This is a genomic window from Pseudomonas sp. GW456-L13 (assembly GCF_017350115.1).
In the GTDB taxonomy this organism is placed as follows: Bacteria; Pseudomonadota; Gammaproteobacteria; order Pseudomonadales; family Pseudomonadaceae; genus Aquipseudomonas; species Aquipseudomonas jessenii.
In genome coordinates, this window is sequence record NZ_JACNAS010000001.1 from 2,307,685 (window position 1) to 2,323,238 (window position 15,554).

Below are 15,554 nucleotides of genomic sequence, written 5' to 3' on the forward strand. Positions count from 1 at the left end.
TTTCACCGGTACAACACCTTCTCCGCCAACTCGTCAGCCACCCGCGCGGGGGAGCGTTTTTCCGCCTGGGCGTGGGCGAACACTTCAGTCAGGCGCGAGCTGATTTTCGACAGGTGCGCGGTGATGGTCGACAGTTCCTCGCCGCGGTGCTTGAGCGACACGTAAATCAGTCCGCCGGCGTTTATCACGTAATCCGGTGCGTACAGGATGCCGCGACGTTCCAGTTGGTCGGCAACATCCAGATGGGTCAGCTGATTGTTCGCCGAACCGGCCACTGCCGAGCAGCGCAGTTGCGTCACGCTGTGGCTGTTGAGCACCCCGCCCAAACCGCATGGCGCAAGAATATCGCAAGGCGTGCTGAGCAGTGCGTCGTTGGCGATGGGGTGAGCCCCGAGTTGCTCCATTGCCAGTTGCACCTTGCCGTGATCGATATCGCTGACCAGCAGTTCGGCCCCGGCAGCGTGCAACTGTTCTGCCAGGGCATAACCAACGTTGCCCAAGCCTTGAATGGCAACGCGCAGGCCTTCGAGGTTATCGCTGCCCAGTCGCGCCATCGCTGTGGCGCGAATGCCGGTGAATACGCCCATCGCCGCGTGTGGCGCAGGGTCGCCCGCCGCGGTGGTGCTGGTGACATGCTGGGTCTGCTGGGCGATGCAATCCATGTCCGCCACTGAGGTGCCACTGTCGATGGCCGTGATGTAGCGCCCGTCGAGCTGATTGATACAGCGCCCGAAGGCTTCGAACAGCGCCGCGCGGTTGGCCACATGAACGGGGCGAATGATCACCGCCACGCCGCCGCCCTGGGCCAGGCCGGCCAGTGCCGCCTTGTAACTCATGCCTTGGGCAAGGCGCACCGCATCCTCGACCGCAGACTCGTCGCTGGGATAGGCAAGGTAACGACAACCACCTAGGGCAGGCCCCAGCCGGCTGTTATGAATGGCAATGACCGCCTTCAACCCGGTGACCGAGTCAACGCTCAGATGCAGCGATTCAAGGCGAGTGCTTTGCATGAGAGCGAACATCGTAGGGCTCCCGAATCACTTCTTGTAGTCGCCAGTATAGGCTTGCGCCCAAAAATTGCAGAAGCGCACCGGAATAAGCACGGCCCCGATGCAGGCTTTCGGAAATAACTCGTGGTCGCTCTTGTACGGTACTGGACGAATGCCGGAGAGGGGGCTAAAACGAGGCATTGCCCGGAGATTTTGATGACCCCGCGCCAATCGTTCTTCGCCTGTCTGCAACGTTCACCGCCCGCGCTGTTCGAGGCGGCACTGTGGATTGCGGCCGAGCACGACAGCGAGGTGGAACCGCAAGCGCTGCTGGCCGATTTCCAGGCGTTGCAACAACGGGTCAGCGGTGGCTTGCCGATGCTGCCGGTCAGTGAACTGGCCCAACCGCTGCTGCGGCGCATGAATGACCTTGGCTTCGCCCAGGACGACTTCACGCCATTGCGCCCGCAAGTGGCACTGCTCGACAAGGTACTGGAGCGCCGACGAGGACAACCCTTGACGCTGGGGCTGATTGCGCTGGAGTTGGCCAAGGGCCTGGAAATTCCCATGGTCGGGGTCAACTTCCCCGGGCATTTCCTGCTGCGGGTGCCGGGTGCCGATCATTTGCTCGACCCTTGCGGTGGCCGTCGCCTTTATCCCAACGATTGTCGGGAGTTGTTGAACCGCCAGTACGGCCCGAACATCAAGCTCAGCGCCGAGCACCTGGAAACCGCCGAGCCAGTGCAGATGTTGCAGCGGCTGTCGCGCAACCTGCGCCAGTTGTACCTGTCCCACGACGACGTCATCAATGCCTTGATCGACGCCGAACGCGTCCTGGAACTGGGCAACGCCAGCGCCGCCGACTATCTGGCCCGGGCCAGCCTGTACCAACGGCTGGACTGTCCGAACGCCGAGCGTTTTGACCTGGAGCATGCGCTGCTGCTCAGCGACGATCCGATCCAGCGGATTCGCTTGACGGAGCGGCTGGGGCATTTGCCGCCGAACTCCATCGTTCACTGATCACAAATCATTGTGGGAGCGAGCCTGCTCGCTCCCACATTGGAACGGTGTGAGGTTTCAGGGCGTGTCTGGCTGGTTCGCCGGATGCGCCTTGATGAACGCCGGGTGTGTCGCCGCCAATGCCGCCACTCGCCGGATGCGTGGATAAGCCTCAAGAGAAACATTGAAACGCTCGGCCGCGTACAGCTGCGGGATCAGGTAGACGTCCGCCAGCCCGGGTTCGGGGCCGAAGCAGTAACCGTCATCACCGATCAACTGCTCCACCGTGGCCAGCCCCTGGCCGATCCAGTGACCGATCCACTCCACCACCTGCGGTTCGTCGTGGCCCGACTGGCGCAGCCGATTGAGCACGCTGACGTTGTGCAGCGGGTGCACATCGCAGCCGATCACTGCCGCCACGCCGCGCTCGTGAGCACGGGCAGCCAGGTCTTTGGACAGCAGCGGGACCTGTGGATAACGTTCCTCCAGGTACTCGATGATCGCGGGAGACTGGATCAGCAACTCGCCTTCATCGGTGCGCAAGGCCGGCACGCGGCCCTGCGGGTTGATGCCCAGATAAGGCGGCTGACGATGCTCGCCACCCTGCGGTGCGATCAGGTTGACTGGCAAGGATTGATAATCCAGGCCCTTGAGCGCCAACGCGATACGCACCCGGTACGAAGATGTCGAACGGTAGTAGGTATAGAGTTCCATGCCCCGCTCCTGTTAGCGCGCCGGCAGCACTTTGCCGCGGCATTCGCCGAAACCGATGGAAGCAAAACCGTCGCGGCGGCAACGGCCGCGCAGGATGATTTCGTCACCGTCCTCAAGGAATTTACGCACCTCGCCCGAGGCCAGTTCGATCGGCTTTTTACCGCCTTCGGTGATTTCCAGCAGGCTGCCGAACTGACCGCTCTGCGGCCCCGACAACGTGCCCGAGCCGAACAAGTCACCAGCCTGCAATTGGCAACCATTGACGCTGTGGTGCGCGACCATTTGTGCCACGGTCCAGTACATGTGCCCGGTGTTGCTCAGGGTCAGGCGATGAGCTGGCAGGTTCTGTTCACGCATGGCCTCGGTGAGCAGCAATACTTCCAGTTCGATGTCGAACGCGCCAGCGGCCTGGTCGCGCTTGTCGAGCAGGTACGGCAGCGGCTGCGGATCGCCTTGGGGACGTGCCGGCTGGGCACGACGGAACGGCTCCAGCGCTTCGGCGGTGACCACCCACGGCGAGATGCTGGTGATGAAGCTTTTCGACAGGAACGGCCCCAGCGGCTGGTATTCCCAGGCCTGGATGTCCCGTGCCGACCAGTCGTTGAGCAGGCAGAAACCGGCGATGTGGTCGGCGGCGTCGCCAATGGCAATCGAGTCGCCCATGTCGTTACCCTGGCCGATCCAGATGCCCAGCTCCAGTTCGTAGTCCAGGCGCGCGCAAGGGCCGAACGTCGGTTCGCTCTGACCGGCCGGCAGCGTCTGGCCCTTCGGGCGGCGCACATCGGTACCGGACGGGCGAATGGTCGACGCACGACCGTGGTAGCCGATTGGCACGTACTTGTAGTTCGGCAGCAACGGGTTGTCGGGACGGAACAGCTTGCCGACGTTCTGCGCGTGCTCGATGCCGACGTAGAAGTCGGTGTAATCGTTGATTTTCGCCGGCAGGTGCATCTCGCAATCTGCCGCCAGCGGCAGCAGTTTTGCACCCTGGGCTTCGATCTTGCCGTGCAGGGTACTGCCCTCGGCGAACAGTTCCAGCAAACGCTCGCGCAATGCGACGCGAGCCTCGCGGCCCAGTTCGAAGAACGCATTCAGCTGGCCGCCACGGGTGGCCTCGACGGCAGCCTTCGCGGCGCCATCGAACAATCCGGCCTCAAGGGCCGCTTGCAGATCAAAGATATGCTCGCCAATCGCCACGCCACTGCGCGGTGCCGAGCCGTTGAGGCTGAACACGCCCAGCGGCAGGTTTTGCAGGGGGAAATCCGCGTGGCCGTTGGCGGATGCAACCCAGCTGCGAGTGATGGAAGTCTGCGTCATGGGTTATCTCCGGGTCGGGTCGAAAGTGGCGGGCAGCGTAGCCCAGCAGGCGTCGTAGGTGTTTTGCAGTTGCGGGCAATCGAGGGCGAAACGGCTTGGGCGCAACACCTGGCTGGTCTCGAACATGAACGCCATGGTGTTGTCGATTTTCGCCGGCTTTAGCTCAGCGTTGATCGCTTTGGTGCAGGTCTCGCCGTCCGGACCGTGGGCGCTCATGCAGCTGTGCAACGAAGCACCGCCGGGCACAAAGCCTTCGGCCTTGGCGTCGTATTCGCCCTGGATCAAACCCATGAATTCGTTCATCAGGTTGCGATGGAACCACGGCGGACGGAAGGTTTTCTCGGCCACCATCCAGCGTGGAGGGAAGATCACGAAGTCGAGGTTGGCCAGGCCGTGAACGCTGGTCGGCGAGGTCAGCACAGTGAAGATCGACGGATCGGGGTGATCGAAACTGACGGTGCCGATAGTGTTGAATCGGCGCAGGTCATATTTGTACGGCACGTTGTTACCGTGCCAGGCGACCACGTTGAGCGGCGAATGATTGAGCTCGCAGGCCCACAACTGGCCGAGGAATTTCTGCACCAGCGTGGTGGGTTGTTGCAGGTTTTCGTAGGCCGCCACCGGGGTCAAAAAGTCCCTCGGATTGGCCAGGCCATTGCTGCCAATCGGCCCCAGGTCCGGTAGACGCAGCGGTGCGCCATGGTTTTCGGCGACGTAACCGCGAGCTTGCGGGTCGAGCAGTTCGATGCGGAATTTAAGGCCGCGAGGCAGTACGGCAATTTCCAGCGGCTCCAGTTCAAGCACGCCCAGTTCCGTGGCGATGCGCAGGCGCCCCAGTTCAGGCACCAGCAACATCTCGCCGTCAGCATTGAAGAACGCGCGCTCCATGGAACGGTTGGCGCGGTAGTTGTAGATGCTGATCCCGGCCGGTTTTTCTGCGCCCGAGTTGGCGGCCATGCTCACCAGGCCGTCGATGAAGTCGGTCGGCTCGGCGGGAATGTCCAGCGGGTTCCAGCGCAGGCGGTTGGGGGTCACCTCACCCAGCGGGCCACCGGTCAGTTGCCGATCCAGTTTGAAGAATGCCGGATGATTGGCCGACGGCTGAATGCGGTACATCCAGGTCCGCCGCGCTTCACTGCGCGCCATGGTGAACGCCGTGCCGGAGAACAGTTCGGTGTAAAGGCCGTACGGGGCTTTTTGCGGGGAGTTCTGGCCGACAGGCAGTGCGCCGGGCAACGCTTCGCTGCTGAATTCGTTGCCGAAGCCTGACTGGTAGGCCAGCGCTGGCGTCGTTGAATCGGGGTTCATGGAGCCTCCTGAACAGGGAGTCGGCAGTGGCCGCTCGCTCTGTTGCAGAGGTCGAGGCACGCCTGGGTTGTTTTTATCGTAATTTGATTACGCATAACGTAATTTGATTGGTATTGACCGTCAAGCTATAAAGACGCCCATTCGTCCCGGGATCCCAGCCACCATGGAAAAAACCAGCGACAACAACGGTAAACAGAAAGTCCGCTCGGCCGAGGTTGGCACCGACATCCTCAAGGCTCTGGCCGAGTTGTCGCCTTCGACTTCGCTGTCGCGCCTGGCCGAACACGTGCAGATGCCGGCGAGCAAGGTTCATCGCTATTTGCAGGCCTTGATCGCCAGCGGATTCGCCGAACAGAACGCCGCCACCAACCATTACGGCCTGGGCCGCGAAGCCCTGCGCGTAGGGTTGGCGGCACTCAACAGTATGGACGTGCTGAAAGTCGCCGCCCTGCCCTTGGCTGAACTGCGCGATGACTTGAACGAAACCTGTTTCCTGGCGGTGTGGGGCAATCAGGGCGCGACCGTGGTGCATATCGAACCGGCGGTGCGTGCGGTGACGGTGGTGACACAACTGGGCTCGGTGTTGCCCTTGCTCAGCTCTTCGACGGGACTGGTGTTTGGCGCCTACCTGCCTGCGCGTGAAACCGTGGATCTGCGTGAACAGGAACTGCAAAACGTTACCGCCCACGCCTTGGCGGATGATCAGGCCTACGCAACGATGTGCGAACAGATCCGCCATCGGGGCCTGCATCATGTGCATGGTCTCTTGATGCCCGGAGTGGATGCCTTGTCGGCACCAGTGTTCAACGCCATGGGCAGGATCACGGCAGTACTGACCGTGGTCGGGCCGACCTCGCTGTTTCATGCCGATGAAAACGGCCCGGCGGCGCAGCGGTTACTGGCTGCGACGCGGGCCGTCAGTTGGAGAATGGGCTACGAAAGTCCCTGAGTATCAGATCAGGAAATCCGGAGCAATTTCGATTACAAGGTCACTGATGTCCTTGATCGTGAGTTGCGGATGCAAATCAGATTCCCGGGAACTGTAGGCGATCGAATAAACACCCAGTCCTTCGCCGTGATAGTAAGGAATTTCATCATGTTGAAAATGAGCAAAGATATCTTCGGCCAGACTTCTGGATTGAAGTATCTTTCGCCCGTCCGACTCAGTCACAAAGCTGGTCAAGTACACATTATCAATATTGATTTCCGGGATCTGATACTTTAACGCTGCGTGGACCTGCTCGATACCAGAAACCTTGACCGAGCGTTTTGAGAGGTTGATTGAGGGCGCATCGGTCAACCAACGGACGGTATCCATTACTATTTCTTCAAACTCTAGCAAATCCAGCCCTTTAACCTGATACTCCGGCTCGAAAGAATAACGCCGTTTGAAGATTCCATTGATAACCTGGACATAAGTAGGCAGCGACTCTTTCTCAACCCACTCCAGCGTCTCATCGAATAACGTCCTGGACTCAATGACGTCGGCGTCAATACTCTCACCCAACGTATTCAGATAGGTCGTGAACGGGTTGATCCCGAGTTTCCCCAGGCGTTCAACCAACAGCACCTCGACGGCGAAATCCGCACGAATACGCTTCAATAGAACAATTTTACTGGTAGAAAAAAAACTGTCACTCATACAGACTTCCTGTCACGTTAAAGAACCGAGCATCCTGCTCGAACTGTCGTTCAACATACTGACATCGCAAACACTTGCTTGTTTGTCAGCGCCGACGACCATACTAATCAACACAGTTATTTATGCACGCGACCATATGTTTTAATTCATTTCCCGACTAAAAACCAACAACTACCAGGCCTGCATTATCAATCCCAACTTCTTTGCCATGGCAACTGCCTGTGTACGCCGTTCCACACCCAACTTGCTGTGAATGCGCCGGGCATGGGTTTTCACCGTATGCAGCGAAATGAACAGCTGCTCGGCAATTTGCTGATTGGAATTACCCTGGGCAATCAGGCCGAGCACTTCCAGCTCCCGACAACTTAGCAGGCCGGTATCCAGGGCCAGCGCGGTCACCGTCTCCTCGCCTTGTAAACGACAGATCAGGTTCGGCTGGCGCAAGTTCAAATCACGCAATGCCTGTTGTCCCTGACAACGCTTGACCAACGCCAGCCCGGCCTCCAGCGCTGCGTGAGCCGTGTCCGGCTCACCCGTCAGGTCCGCCACTTCGCAGATTGCCAATTGCAGCTCCGTTTCCAGCGCCAGCATGGCGTGTTGTTGCGCGTGTTCGAGTAACGCCCTGAGTCGATCCAGTGGACGTTGCACCAGTTGCAGTTGAGTCTCGGCCAACACCAACTGGTATTCGATACGCGCAATCAGTTGCAGCGTGGCCGGCGGTGCCTGGCGCGCGTTGGCCCCACGATAATGACGCAAGACCCGGGTCAGCGCTTCCCGGGCCAGCTCCGGGCGTCCTTGTTGCAGCCAGAAATGACTGCTGATTTGCAGCAGCACGCCGCGATAAACCGTGTCGGGGATCTGCCGTTGCTGCATCAACCGTTCGGCCTCGCGCAGACGATCAAATGCATGGGCGTAATCACGTTGGTTGGCCGCCAGTTGCGCCTGCCCGAGAAACCCGTACAGGACATGCTTGTCCTGACTGTGGAGGCAGTCATCAAGGCCCGCCTGGAAACATTCACCCGCCAATTCATCCAGGCCCTGGCACAAGGCCAAGCGCCCACGCCGCAGGGCGATTCGTCCCAGCAGCGGCGTCGGTCGATCAGCCTGCCGTCCGAGCATTTCATGGATGTCGGCCAGCAACTGCCCTGCTCGCCGCGGTGCGCCACGCTGCTCCAGCAACTGCGCATGATCGAGTTCGAGCAAGCCTTCAAACAGCAACGAGCCTTGCGCCCGCGCCAGGCACAGGGCATCACGATTGAAGGCCTGGGCGGCATCGAGGTCGGCGTTGAGCAGTGCCTGCTGGGTCAGCCCGGACAGACACAACAACCGTGCGGGCCACGCCTCGGTCGCCAGTTCGTCCAGCGCCTCGATAAAATGCGCCCGTGCCGCCGGCAGGCGTCCCTGCAAATGCAGCAACCAACCCTGTTGCGCCTGCCAACGCGCCAGCAGTTGGCGTTGCAAGGATGCCGTCGGTTGCGGGGCAAATCGGGACAGTTGCCCAATGCAGGCAGCCGCCTGCTCGAAACGCCCGGCAAACAGCAACGCCGCGGTGATCAACCCCACCCGTTGCGGCGTGCCCAGGGTCAACTGTTCACCCAGCTGCTCGTGCAGTTTGAGTAACCAGCTGACGTTCTGACGCTTGAACAGATGCTCAAAACTGAAGTGTTGCAACAGGCTGACCGCGACCTCGTGCTCTTGCGCCAGCAACGCCTGCTCGAAGGCGCCCTGCCAGTCTTCTTCGGCGCTGAACCATTGGCACGCGCGGCGATGCCAGGACCGCCCGGCCGGGGTCGGTTCTTCACGCATCTCCCGGGCCAGTGGCTCGAAGACCCGCAACCACTCGACGGAGTCTTCCCAGGGTTCAATGAAGCAGCCCATGTCCTGCAACGCGTGCAACCACTGCGCGCCCTCACCCGTGCCGAAAAGATGCTCGCACAAGCTGGCGTTGAAGCGTGGCAGATGAACCAACACCTTCCAGACCTCAACCAACTCCGACGGCAAGGTGTTGAACAACTCGTGTTGCAGATAATCGAGCAATGTCGCCGAACGCCCCTGCTCACCCGACCACGGACAACCATTGAGCAATGCGATCCGCACGCCAGCGCACCAGCCACCACTGCGCTGAGCCACCCTTTTGGCGGTTTGTGCCGCCAGGGCCGGCTCGACATGACCGAGCAACTGCCCGACCTCGGCCTCGGTAAACGCCAGCGTCCGGCCTTCGCACTCGTACAACTCATCATCGAGCAGCAGCCGCGGCCAGTTGCAGGGCGGTCGTCGACGGGAGCTCAGCCACCAGGTCAGCGCCGGGCTGTCGACAGCCAACAGGCGATCGAGCATCCGGTCGAGTTCCGGATTGGGTGCTCGACAGTAATCATCGATAAACAGCCAGGTCGGTGCCTGTAATCGGGCCAGATGCGCCAGCAGCCCGGGCTCATCCGTCGAGGGCAGACCCAGCGCTTGCGTCAGGCGCAATAGTAAATCGGCTGCACTCAACCACGCCCCCGCCAGCGGCAGCCAACAGATCCGAGCGTGCTCCGGCGCCCGCAGCAGGCATTCGGTAAGCAACGCGCTCTTGCCACTACCGGCCGGTGCGCAAAGCAACTTCACCCGAGCGGTCGAAACCAGCATGGGCTCGATCAGTCGCTCGCGGGACAGATGATGGGACGACAGTCGGGGCAGGAAGCCAGGGCGGTCCAGACAGTGCGTCATTGCAGTCATTGTGGTGCGCCTTTTTTATAATTCTGGCGCCACCCTAGCCCCCTCCCGAGCGCTTGTTGAAGAAGTATTCAACACACTGATCGACCGCTATAAAAAAGGTGACCGCAAAGTCACCCTTTTGTGTAAGACCCTGTAGGAAACCTACCTGACTCCCGTGCTCCGCAAGGCTGCTGGAGTGTAGTCCCCCGCTTTTGCATCGATATTGAATTCGAAGCTGCGTTTCTCTTCGTTCTTCATTCCCAGGGCGATATAGCGACCGGCGATCAAGTCATAGAGCGCCTCGACGGTGTAGGCCGGCACCTGGTGATCGTAGTAGAACTGAGCATGCCCTTCGGCGACGCGCCAGAGTTGACCACGCCCGTCGTAGTGGTCGGCCAGCGCCACTTGCCAGCTGTCTTCGTCGATGTACATGTGGCGCTTGGCGTACACGTGACGCTCGCTCGGCTTGACCGTGGCGACGACTTCCCAGACACGGTGCAACTCGTAGCGGGTCAGGTCCTGATTGATGTGCCCGGCCTTGATCACATCGGTGTACTTGAGGTTGGGCGAGTCGAGCTTGTAGCTGTTGTAGGGAATGTACATCTCCTTCTTGCCGATCAGTTTCCAATCGTAGCGATCCGGCGCGCCGGAAAACATGTCGAAGTTATCGGTAGTGCGCAGGCCGTCGGATGAGGTGCCGACACCGTCATAAGCGACCTGCGGCGCACGCCGTACCCGGCGCTGGCCAGCGTTGTAGATCCAGGCCTTGCGCGGTTCCTTGACCTGGTCGAGGGTCTCGTGGACCAGCAACACGTTGCCCGCCAACCGAGCCGGCGCGGTCACTTCCTGCTTGAAGTAGTTGAGGACGTTATCGTCGCTGCCCGGTTTCAGATCGCTGAGCAACGACGGCACGGCGACTTCGTCCTTGAAGCGGATCACCGTGAAGTCGCCATTGGACTGCGGTGTTGCCTGGGTGATGGTGCGGCGCAGATTGCCGCCGTGGTAACGGGTGACATGGTTCCAGATCACTTCCACGCCATTCTTCGGAATCGGGAATGCGTAGTAGCGATTACCAGTGAAGTTGGCCAGACCGTTACCCTCGTTGATCGGTGTTACGTTCAGCGCACTGCGCTTGGCCGACTCATAGATTTCTGCCGGTAACGCCACGGTGCGATGGCTCGGGTAGACCGGAATCTTGTAGGTCTCTGGATAGCGTTTGAACATTGCGATCTGGCCGTCGGAGAGCTTGTCCTTGTACTTGTCGACAGTCGCCGCGGTGATCACGAACAACGGCTTTTCGCTGGCGAACGGGTCGGCCAGGAAACCTTTGCTGTCCACCGCGCCAGCGTTTTTCGGGATACCGCCGGTCCAGGCCGGAATCGAGCCATCGGCATTGCCGGCCTTCTCGGCACCGAGCGGTGTAAGGCTGGTGCCGAGCGTGTTGGCTTCTTGCGGCGACACCGCCGCCATCACGTTGGCGGCCAGCAGACTCAGGGCCAGAACGGTGCCCAATTGCAGAATCATCTTGCGCATTGAATTCATCCTTTTCAGCCAGATCAGAAGTTCACACCAAAGCTCAACGCCACGAAGTCACGGTCGGTGAGGACGTTGTAGTCGCCGCCGAAAAAGTCGGTGTAACTGAGGCTGGCGGTATAGGTGTTGCGATAGTCCGCATCGACTCCGAGGCTGATGGCCTTGGCGCCTTCGTTGAACAGACCGTTAGGGCCATAGCCTGCGACGTCGTGGGACCACGAGAGGTTGGGCCTGACGTTGATCCCGGCGATGAGGTTGTTGTAGTCGAGGATGGCCCGAGCGCGATAACCCCATGAAGTCGAGGTCACGAAACCGTCGGTATCGCCGCCGAATCCGTACTGGCCATACACCGAGTCGCGGCCGTAGCGCAGCTTGGTACGTGCTTCCAGACCACCGACCCGAACCACCGCCGCCTCGCCTACCAGGGTCAGGCGATCTGCACCCGCGACCTGATCGATGAAGTGCGTCAGGGTGCTCTGGATCTGCGTCACTTCCTTGCGGCGATAACCTTTGTTGTCAGCCCCGGGTGACGTGGCAATCGGTGATGCCGCACCGCCCGCAATCGGATTGAGCATGGCCAGGGTCAGGTCATTGGTGTTGACCTGCACCGGGAGGTTGGGGCGGTAGCTGATTTCCCCGCTCCACGCGGTGCCGGTGGATAACGTGGTGGCGAAGCTGGCGCCGTAGAGGCGGATGTCCTCCGGGTATTCGAGGTAATACTGGCCGCGACCGAGCATCACACTTTGGGCCAGGCCTGAACCGGTGCCGGGGGCGATGCGGTTGGCGGTGGCAACGATTCCCGGAATGCTTGCCAGCGTACCGGGGCCGGCGGTGGTGGTCCCGACATTCGGTGAACGGCTGTGGTAGTTCATGAAGTACAGGCCGTACTCGGTGTCGTCCCCCAGCCAGCGCAACGCCGTACCCCACTGCCCGGAATCCCGGGCATCGCGGTCACCACCACGGGGAACGATCACCCCCTCCTTGCTGACCTCGAAGCCCTGGCCAAAGGCAGCCGCAATCGGCTGCAAGGGTGCAATGGCCGGGCTGGCGACGGTGTAGCCCTTGTTGCAGCCGTCCGCCACCACATCGACACCAAAGAAAGTGCCGCAATTATCGACGACCGTCTGGTCCCACTCCAGTTGATAGAAGCCTTCCACGGTCAGCTTTTCCGTCAGCCCCTGGGAGGCGAACAACATGTTGACCGGGATCAGGCCTTCCTTGATCTCGGCGCCAGGACGACGGAACGCGGACACGTCGACCGGATTGATGCTGTTGATCGAGTTGCCGATGAACGTGCTCTCCCCCCAACTGACCACCTGCTTGCCGGCGCGGACCGTGCCCGGCAAATCGGCGAGGGAGTAGTTGTGATAGACGAAAGCGTCGAGGATTTGTCCGCCTGAAGACTTGGCGCCTTCTTTGCGATTGTGATCGCTGATGTCCTTGAAGGGGCGGCTTTCATCCTTGAGTTCAAAGTCGTACCAGTACTTGCCTCGCACAAACGCACCGGTGTCGCCGTACTTCAGTTCGAGGTCGTGAATACCCTTGAAGATCTTCGAGAAGGTTTCACCTTTCTTGAAATTCAATCGCCCGTCGTCACCGGTCGAAGACTGGCCGGAGCCGCCGTTGACGATGCCCACCAGGGATTTATCCGCGTCACGCATGCCCCAGCTCGCGCCGACCGACAACGAGGAGTCGAACGTCCCCTCGATCTCCCCGATGTTGAATGAAAGGGCCTGCGCCTGGGCGCAACAGCCTAATGCGACCGCAACCGCCAGCGCCTGCGGTGTGAAGATGGCGCGCATTGTTGTTTTTGTCATGCGTCTTCCCCGGTGAGTGACAGAAGGCCTCACCCTACTGCCGGGCACCGGGGTCGATAAGCGCACCAAGGAGGTATTCGTGGTGTACCTCTAAAGGATGACTGGCACAGACGACGAGCACCCGAATCCCGACTGTTGCCGGGGCTGCAACAGTGCATGTCGGGAATTGGTATTTTTCCTACAGCGCCGAGGGCTTACTCTTACCTCACTGTCACAGTAAACCACCGCAGGCACCCTGTACCGGCCTGCGCCGTGACTGAAAGATTTCAGATGAATCGAGGATTCGGTTCGTCACCCTGTGTACACTGACGTTGATTTGTAGCTCCTGATCCAACGTCTTACTTTGGCCGCTGCGTTTGCAGCGGCCTTTTTTATGGGCGATGGTTTTTGATAATTAACAGCTGCCAGTCAGTGCCCCCCGGAGCATCCAGGTAAAACTTCGCACGCCTACATTTCTTTCAGAAAGTACCTACAAGCATAGGTAAACACCAAAAACACTCGAGTCTTTAAGTTGAACAGCAAGTCGGCGAACGACTTTTTATCTTCGTCCGACTTCAAACCTACTTATTGCGAGTGCAACCATGAAACCCATCAACTACAACCGGTATCGCTCAACCAGAAGTTTCAACAGTCGAATACGCTTTCTGATTCTTCACTACACGGCCGCTGACTTTTCAAGTTCTGTCAGTGCCCTGACTGGCCCCAATGTCAGCGCGCATTATCTGGTTCCAGATATCACGGACCCCAGTTACCTGAAGGCCGGCCATACCGGGCAGGAAGTTTTCAGCCTGGTGGATGAAACCTATCGCGCGTGGCACGCAGGTGTCAGTCAGTGGGGTAGCCGCAGCAATCTGAACGATACGTCCATCGGCATTGAAATCGTCAACCTGGCGACCGACAACAAGGGCGAATTCACCTTTCCGCCGTATCACCCCGAGCAGATTGCTGCGATTGAACAACTGGCGCTGAATACCCTCATGCGCTACCCGGATATCACGCCGACGCAGGTTCTGGGCCACTCCGATGTTTCGATCGGCCGCAAAAGTGACCCGGGGCCGATGTTTCCCTGGCGGGAGCTTTACTTGAAAGGCGTCGGCGCCTGGTTCGATGAAACCACTCGGGACGAGTATCTGCGCCAATACAACACATCGGGGGTTCCAACCCGAAGCGAGTTGCTGGGGCTGTTCAAATTCTATGGGTACGATGTTTCGGGAGCGTCTACGGAAGGCGGTTTTCAACAATTGGTGCGGGCATTCCAGATGCATTTTCGCCCGGAAAACTTCGATGGAAAAATGGACGCGCAAACAGCCGCCAACCTGAAGGCGCTGGTCGTCAAATACTTTCCCGGCTGACCATTGGCAAACGGCTTTACAGCCGACAAATGCAACAACCGGCAAGGTCAGTCAATGTGACCTTGCCGGTGGTATCAAAGCGTATATTTCTGCAAATTCCCCATCATTTCCTTCAGCGCTTCGATGTTGTCCTTCGGATGCGCCGCGCCCTCGAAGTCGCAGATCTGCTGCCAGTGCGCCGCCACGTCTTCCGGGGAGAAGCCGGCCCGTGGATCGAAACCGATGCCGAGGCTGCGCTCCCAGCGGACCTTGCCCATCCAGCCGCCGCCGACTTCGAACAGACCGGAGGTTTCCTGACAGTTCTCGCTGGCCAGGTACACCACCAGCGGGCTGACCAGTTCGGGTTTGAGCTGTTCGAAGACTTGCGGCGGTATCAGGCCTTCGGTCATGCGCGTGCCGCCGGTGGGGGCGATGGCGTTGACCAGGATGTTGTTCTTGCGGCCTTCGATGGCCAGGGTGCGGGTCAGACCATAGAGACCGAGCTTGGCCATGCCGTAGTTGGACTGGCCGAAGTTGCCATAGATGCCCGAGGTCGACGCGGTGAAAATCACCCGGCCGTAATTCTGCTCGCGCATGTGCGGCCAGGCGGCGCGGGTGACTTTGTAGGCACCTTCGACGTGGACGCGGTAAACCAGGTCCCAGTCGGCGTCATCCATTTTGTGGAAGGTCTTGTCCCGCAGGATCCCGGCATTGTTGACCACCACGTCGACGCGACCGAAGACGTCCAGGGCGTGCTGGACCAGTTTGTCACCGTCAGTGACCGAGTCGTGGTTGGCTTCGGCAATGCCACCGGCCTCGCGAATCTCCGCGACCACGCGGTCGGCGGCCGAGGCATTGGCGCCTTCGCCCTGGGCCGAGCCGCCAAGATCGTTGACCAGCACCCTGGCGCCCTGTTTGGCGAACAACAGTGCATGCGTCCGTCCCAGGCCGCCACCGGCTCCGGTGATGATCACGACTTTATCTTCGAAGCGCACAGACTCATTCATGGGGGGGACTCCAGCAGGCCAAGGGACAGTGAGTCCGAGTTTCAGGCACGGCGCAGCGGGTCACAATGAACACGGGAGAGGCTGAATGGTGCGCGATAAGGCTGGGGGATGATTGAAAGAGAAACAGGCATGAACCCTGTGGCGAGGGGGCTTGTCGGATCGCCGCATCGCCCCGTTCGGCTGCGAAGCAGTCGTAAACC

At 60.1% G+C, this 15,554-nt stretch carries 12 protein-coding genes; 3 read left to right on the forward strand and 9 right to left on the reverse strand.

Annotated elements, in window-relative coordinates; translation table 11 throughout:
- Positions 1-2: 2 nt before the first annotated feature.
- Positions 3-1,022 carry a Glu/Leu/Phe/Val dehydrogenase dimerization domain-containing protein gene (locus J4D25_RS10490; RefSeq protein ID WP_057716381.1) on the reverse strand — a complete coding sequence of 340 codons (1,020 nt, stop codon included), beginning with the start codon at positions 1,020-1,022 and terminating at the stop codon, positions 3-5.
- Between the two features lie 183 nt (positions 1,023-1,205).
- On the opposite strand from J4D25_RS10490, the gene J4D25_RS10495 reads away from it, so the two are divergent.
- Entirely contained in the window at positions 1,206-2,009 is an 804-nt protein-coding gene (locus J4D25_RS10495) for a SirB1 family protein (protein ID WP_057716382.1), read from the forward strand.
- 57 nt (positions 2,010-2,066) lie between these two features.
- Here J4D25_RS10495 and maiA read toward each other — a convergent pair whose 3' ends face one another.
- The 3 genes from maiA to hmgA are packed head-to-tail and all read right to left on the reverse strand — an operon-like array spanning position 2,067 to position 5,327.
- Positions 2,067-2,702, reverse strand: a complete 636-nt coding sequence (gene maiA / locus J4D25_RS10500; protein ID WP_057716383.1) for a maleylacetoacetate isomerase — start codon at positions 2,700-2,702, stop codon at positions 2,067-2,069.
- Positions 2,703-2,714: 12 nt separating this feature from the next.
- The gene (fahA, locus tag J4D25_RS10505) at positions 2,715-4,019 is read right to left on the reverse strand and encodes a fumarylacetoacetase (RefSeq protein WP_057716384.1); all 1,305 of its coding nucleotides are present in this window, start codon (positions 4,017-4,019) and stop codon (positions 2,715-2,717) included.
- 3 nt (positions 4,020-4,022) lie between these two features.
- Positions 4,023-5,327 (reverse strand): homogentisate 1,2-dioxygenase, encoded by a 1,305-nt coding sequence (gene hmgA / locus J4D25_RS10510; RefSeq protein ID WP_057716385.1) that lies wholly within the window; start codon positions 5,325-5,327, stop codon positions 4,023-4,025.
- Between the two features lie 163 nt (positions 5,328-5,490).
- Here hmgA and J4D25_RS10515 point away from each other — a divergent pair, with 163 nt between their 5' ends.
- Positions 5,491-6,276: an IclR family transcriptional regulator gene (locus J4D25_RS10515; protein WP_057716386.1), complete on the forward strand. Its 786-nt coding sequence runs from the start codon at positions 5,491-5,493 to the stop codon at positions 6,274-6,276.
- 3 nt (positions 6,277-6,279) lie between these two features.
- On the opposite strand, the gene J4D25_RS10520 is transcribed toward J4D25_RS10515, so the two are convergent.
- The 4 genes from J4D25_RS10520 to J4D25_RS10535 all read right to left on the reverse strand — a co-directional run bounded on the left by J4D25_RS10520 (position 6,280) and on the right by J4D25_RS10535 (position 13,016).
- Positions 6,280-6,969, reverse strand: coding sequence for a hypothetical protein (locus tag J4D25_RS10520; protein ID WP_057716387.1), 690 nt, complete (start codon positions 6,967-6,969; stop codon positions 6,280-6,282).
- 171 nt (positions 6,970-7,140) lie between these two features.
- Positions 7,141-9,687 carry a LuxR C-terminal-related transcriptional regulator gene (locus tag J4D25_RS10525; RefSeq protein WP_057716388.1) on the reverse strand — a complete coding sequence of 849 codons (2,547 nt, stop codon included), beginning with the start codon at positions 9,685-9,687 and terminating at the stop codon, positions 7,141-7,143.
- 141 nt (positions 9,688-9,828) lie between these two features.
- Positions 9,829-11,199 (reverse strand): DUF1329 domain-containing protein, encoded by a 1,371-nt coding sequence (locus tag J4D25_RS10530; protein ID WP_057716389.1) that lies wholly within the window; start codon positions 11,197-11,199, stop codon positions 9,829-9,831.
- Between the two features lie 23 nt (positions 11,200-11,222).
- The gene (locus J4D25_RS10535) at positions 11,223-13,016 is read right to left on the reverse strand and encodes a DUF1302 domain-containing protein (protein ID WP_057716390.1); all 1,794 of its coding nucleotides are present in this window, start codon (positions 13,014-13,016) and stop codon (positions 11,223-11,225) included.
- 581 nt (positions 13,017-13,597) lie between these two features.
- Here J4D25_RS10535 and J4D25_RS10540 point away from each other — a divergent pair.
- Complete coding sequence (locus J4D25_RS10540; protein WP_057716391.1) at positions 13,598-14,368, forward strand: N-acetylmuramoyl-L-alanine amidase; 771 nt, start codon at positions 13,598-13,600, stop codon at positions 14,366-14,368.
- A 74-nt stretch (positions 14,369-14,442) separates the two neighbouring features.
- Here J4D25_RS10540 and J4D25_RS10545 read toward each other — a convergent pair whose 3' ends face one another.
- Positions 14,443-15,354 (reverse strand): SDR family oxidoreductase, encoded by a 912-nt coding sequence (locus J4D25_RS10545; RefSeq protein WP_057716392.1) that lies wholly within the window; start codon positions 15,352-15,354, stop codon positions 14,443-14,445.
- Between the last annotated feature and the right edge of the window lie 200 nt (positions 15,355-15,554).

Bases quoted from the DNA above. Each gene is read 5' to 3' on its own strand.
- J4D25_RS10490 (WP_057716381.1), bottom strand. From the start codon at position 1,022: ATGTTCGCTCTCATGCAAAGCACTCGCCTTGAATCGCTGCATCTGAGC.
- J4D25_RS10495 (WP_057716382.1), top strand. From the start codon at position 1,206: ATGACCCCGCGCCAATCGTTCTTCGCCTGTCTGCAACGTTCACCGCCC.
- maiA (WP_057716383.1), bottom strand. From the start codon at position 2,702: ATGGAACTCTATACCTACTACCGTTCGACATCTTCGTACCGGGTGCGT.
- fahA (WP_057716384.1), bottom strand. From the start codon at position 4,019: ATGACGCAGACTTCCATCACTCGCAGCTGGGTTGCATCCGCCAACGGC.
- hmgA (WP_057716385.1), bottom strand. From the start codon at position 5,327: ATGAACCCCGATTCAACGACGCCAGCGCTGGCCTACCAGTCAGGCTTC.
- J4D25_RS10515 (WP_057716386.1), top strand. From the start codon at position 5,491: ATGGAAAAAACCAGCGACAACAACGGTAAACAGAAAGTCCGCTCGGCC.
- J4D25_RS10520 (WP_057716387.1), bottom strand. From the start codon at position 6,969: ATGAGTGACAGTTTTTTTTCTACCAGTAAAATTGTTCTATTGAAGCGT.
- J4D25_RS10525 (WP_057716388.1), bottom strand. From the start codon at position 9,687: ATGACTGCAATGACGCACTGTCTGGACCGCCCTGGCTTCCTGCCCCGA.
- J4D25_RS10530 (WP_057716389.1), bottom strand. From the start codon at position 11,199: ATGCGCAAGATGATTCTGCAATTGGGCACCGTTCTGGCCCTGAGTCTG.
- J4D25_RS10535 (WP_057716390.1), bottom strand. From the start codon at position 13,016: ATGACAAAAACAACAATGCGCGCCATCTTCACACCGCAGGCGCTGGCG.
- J4D25_RS10540 (WP_057716391.1), top strand. From the start codon at position 13,598: ATGAAACCCATCAACTACAACCGGTATCGCTCAACCAGAAGTTTCAAC.
- J4D25_RS10545 (WP_057716392.1), bottom strand. From the start codon at position 15,354: ATGAATGAGTCTGTGCGCTTCGAAGATAAAGTCGTGATCATCACCGGA.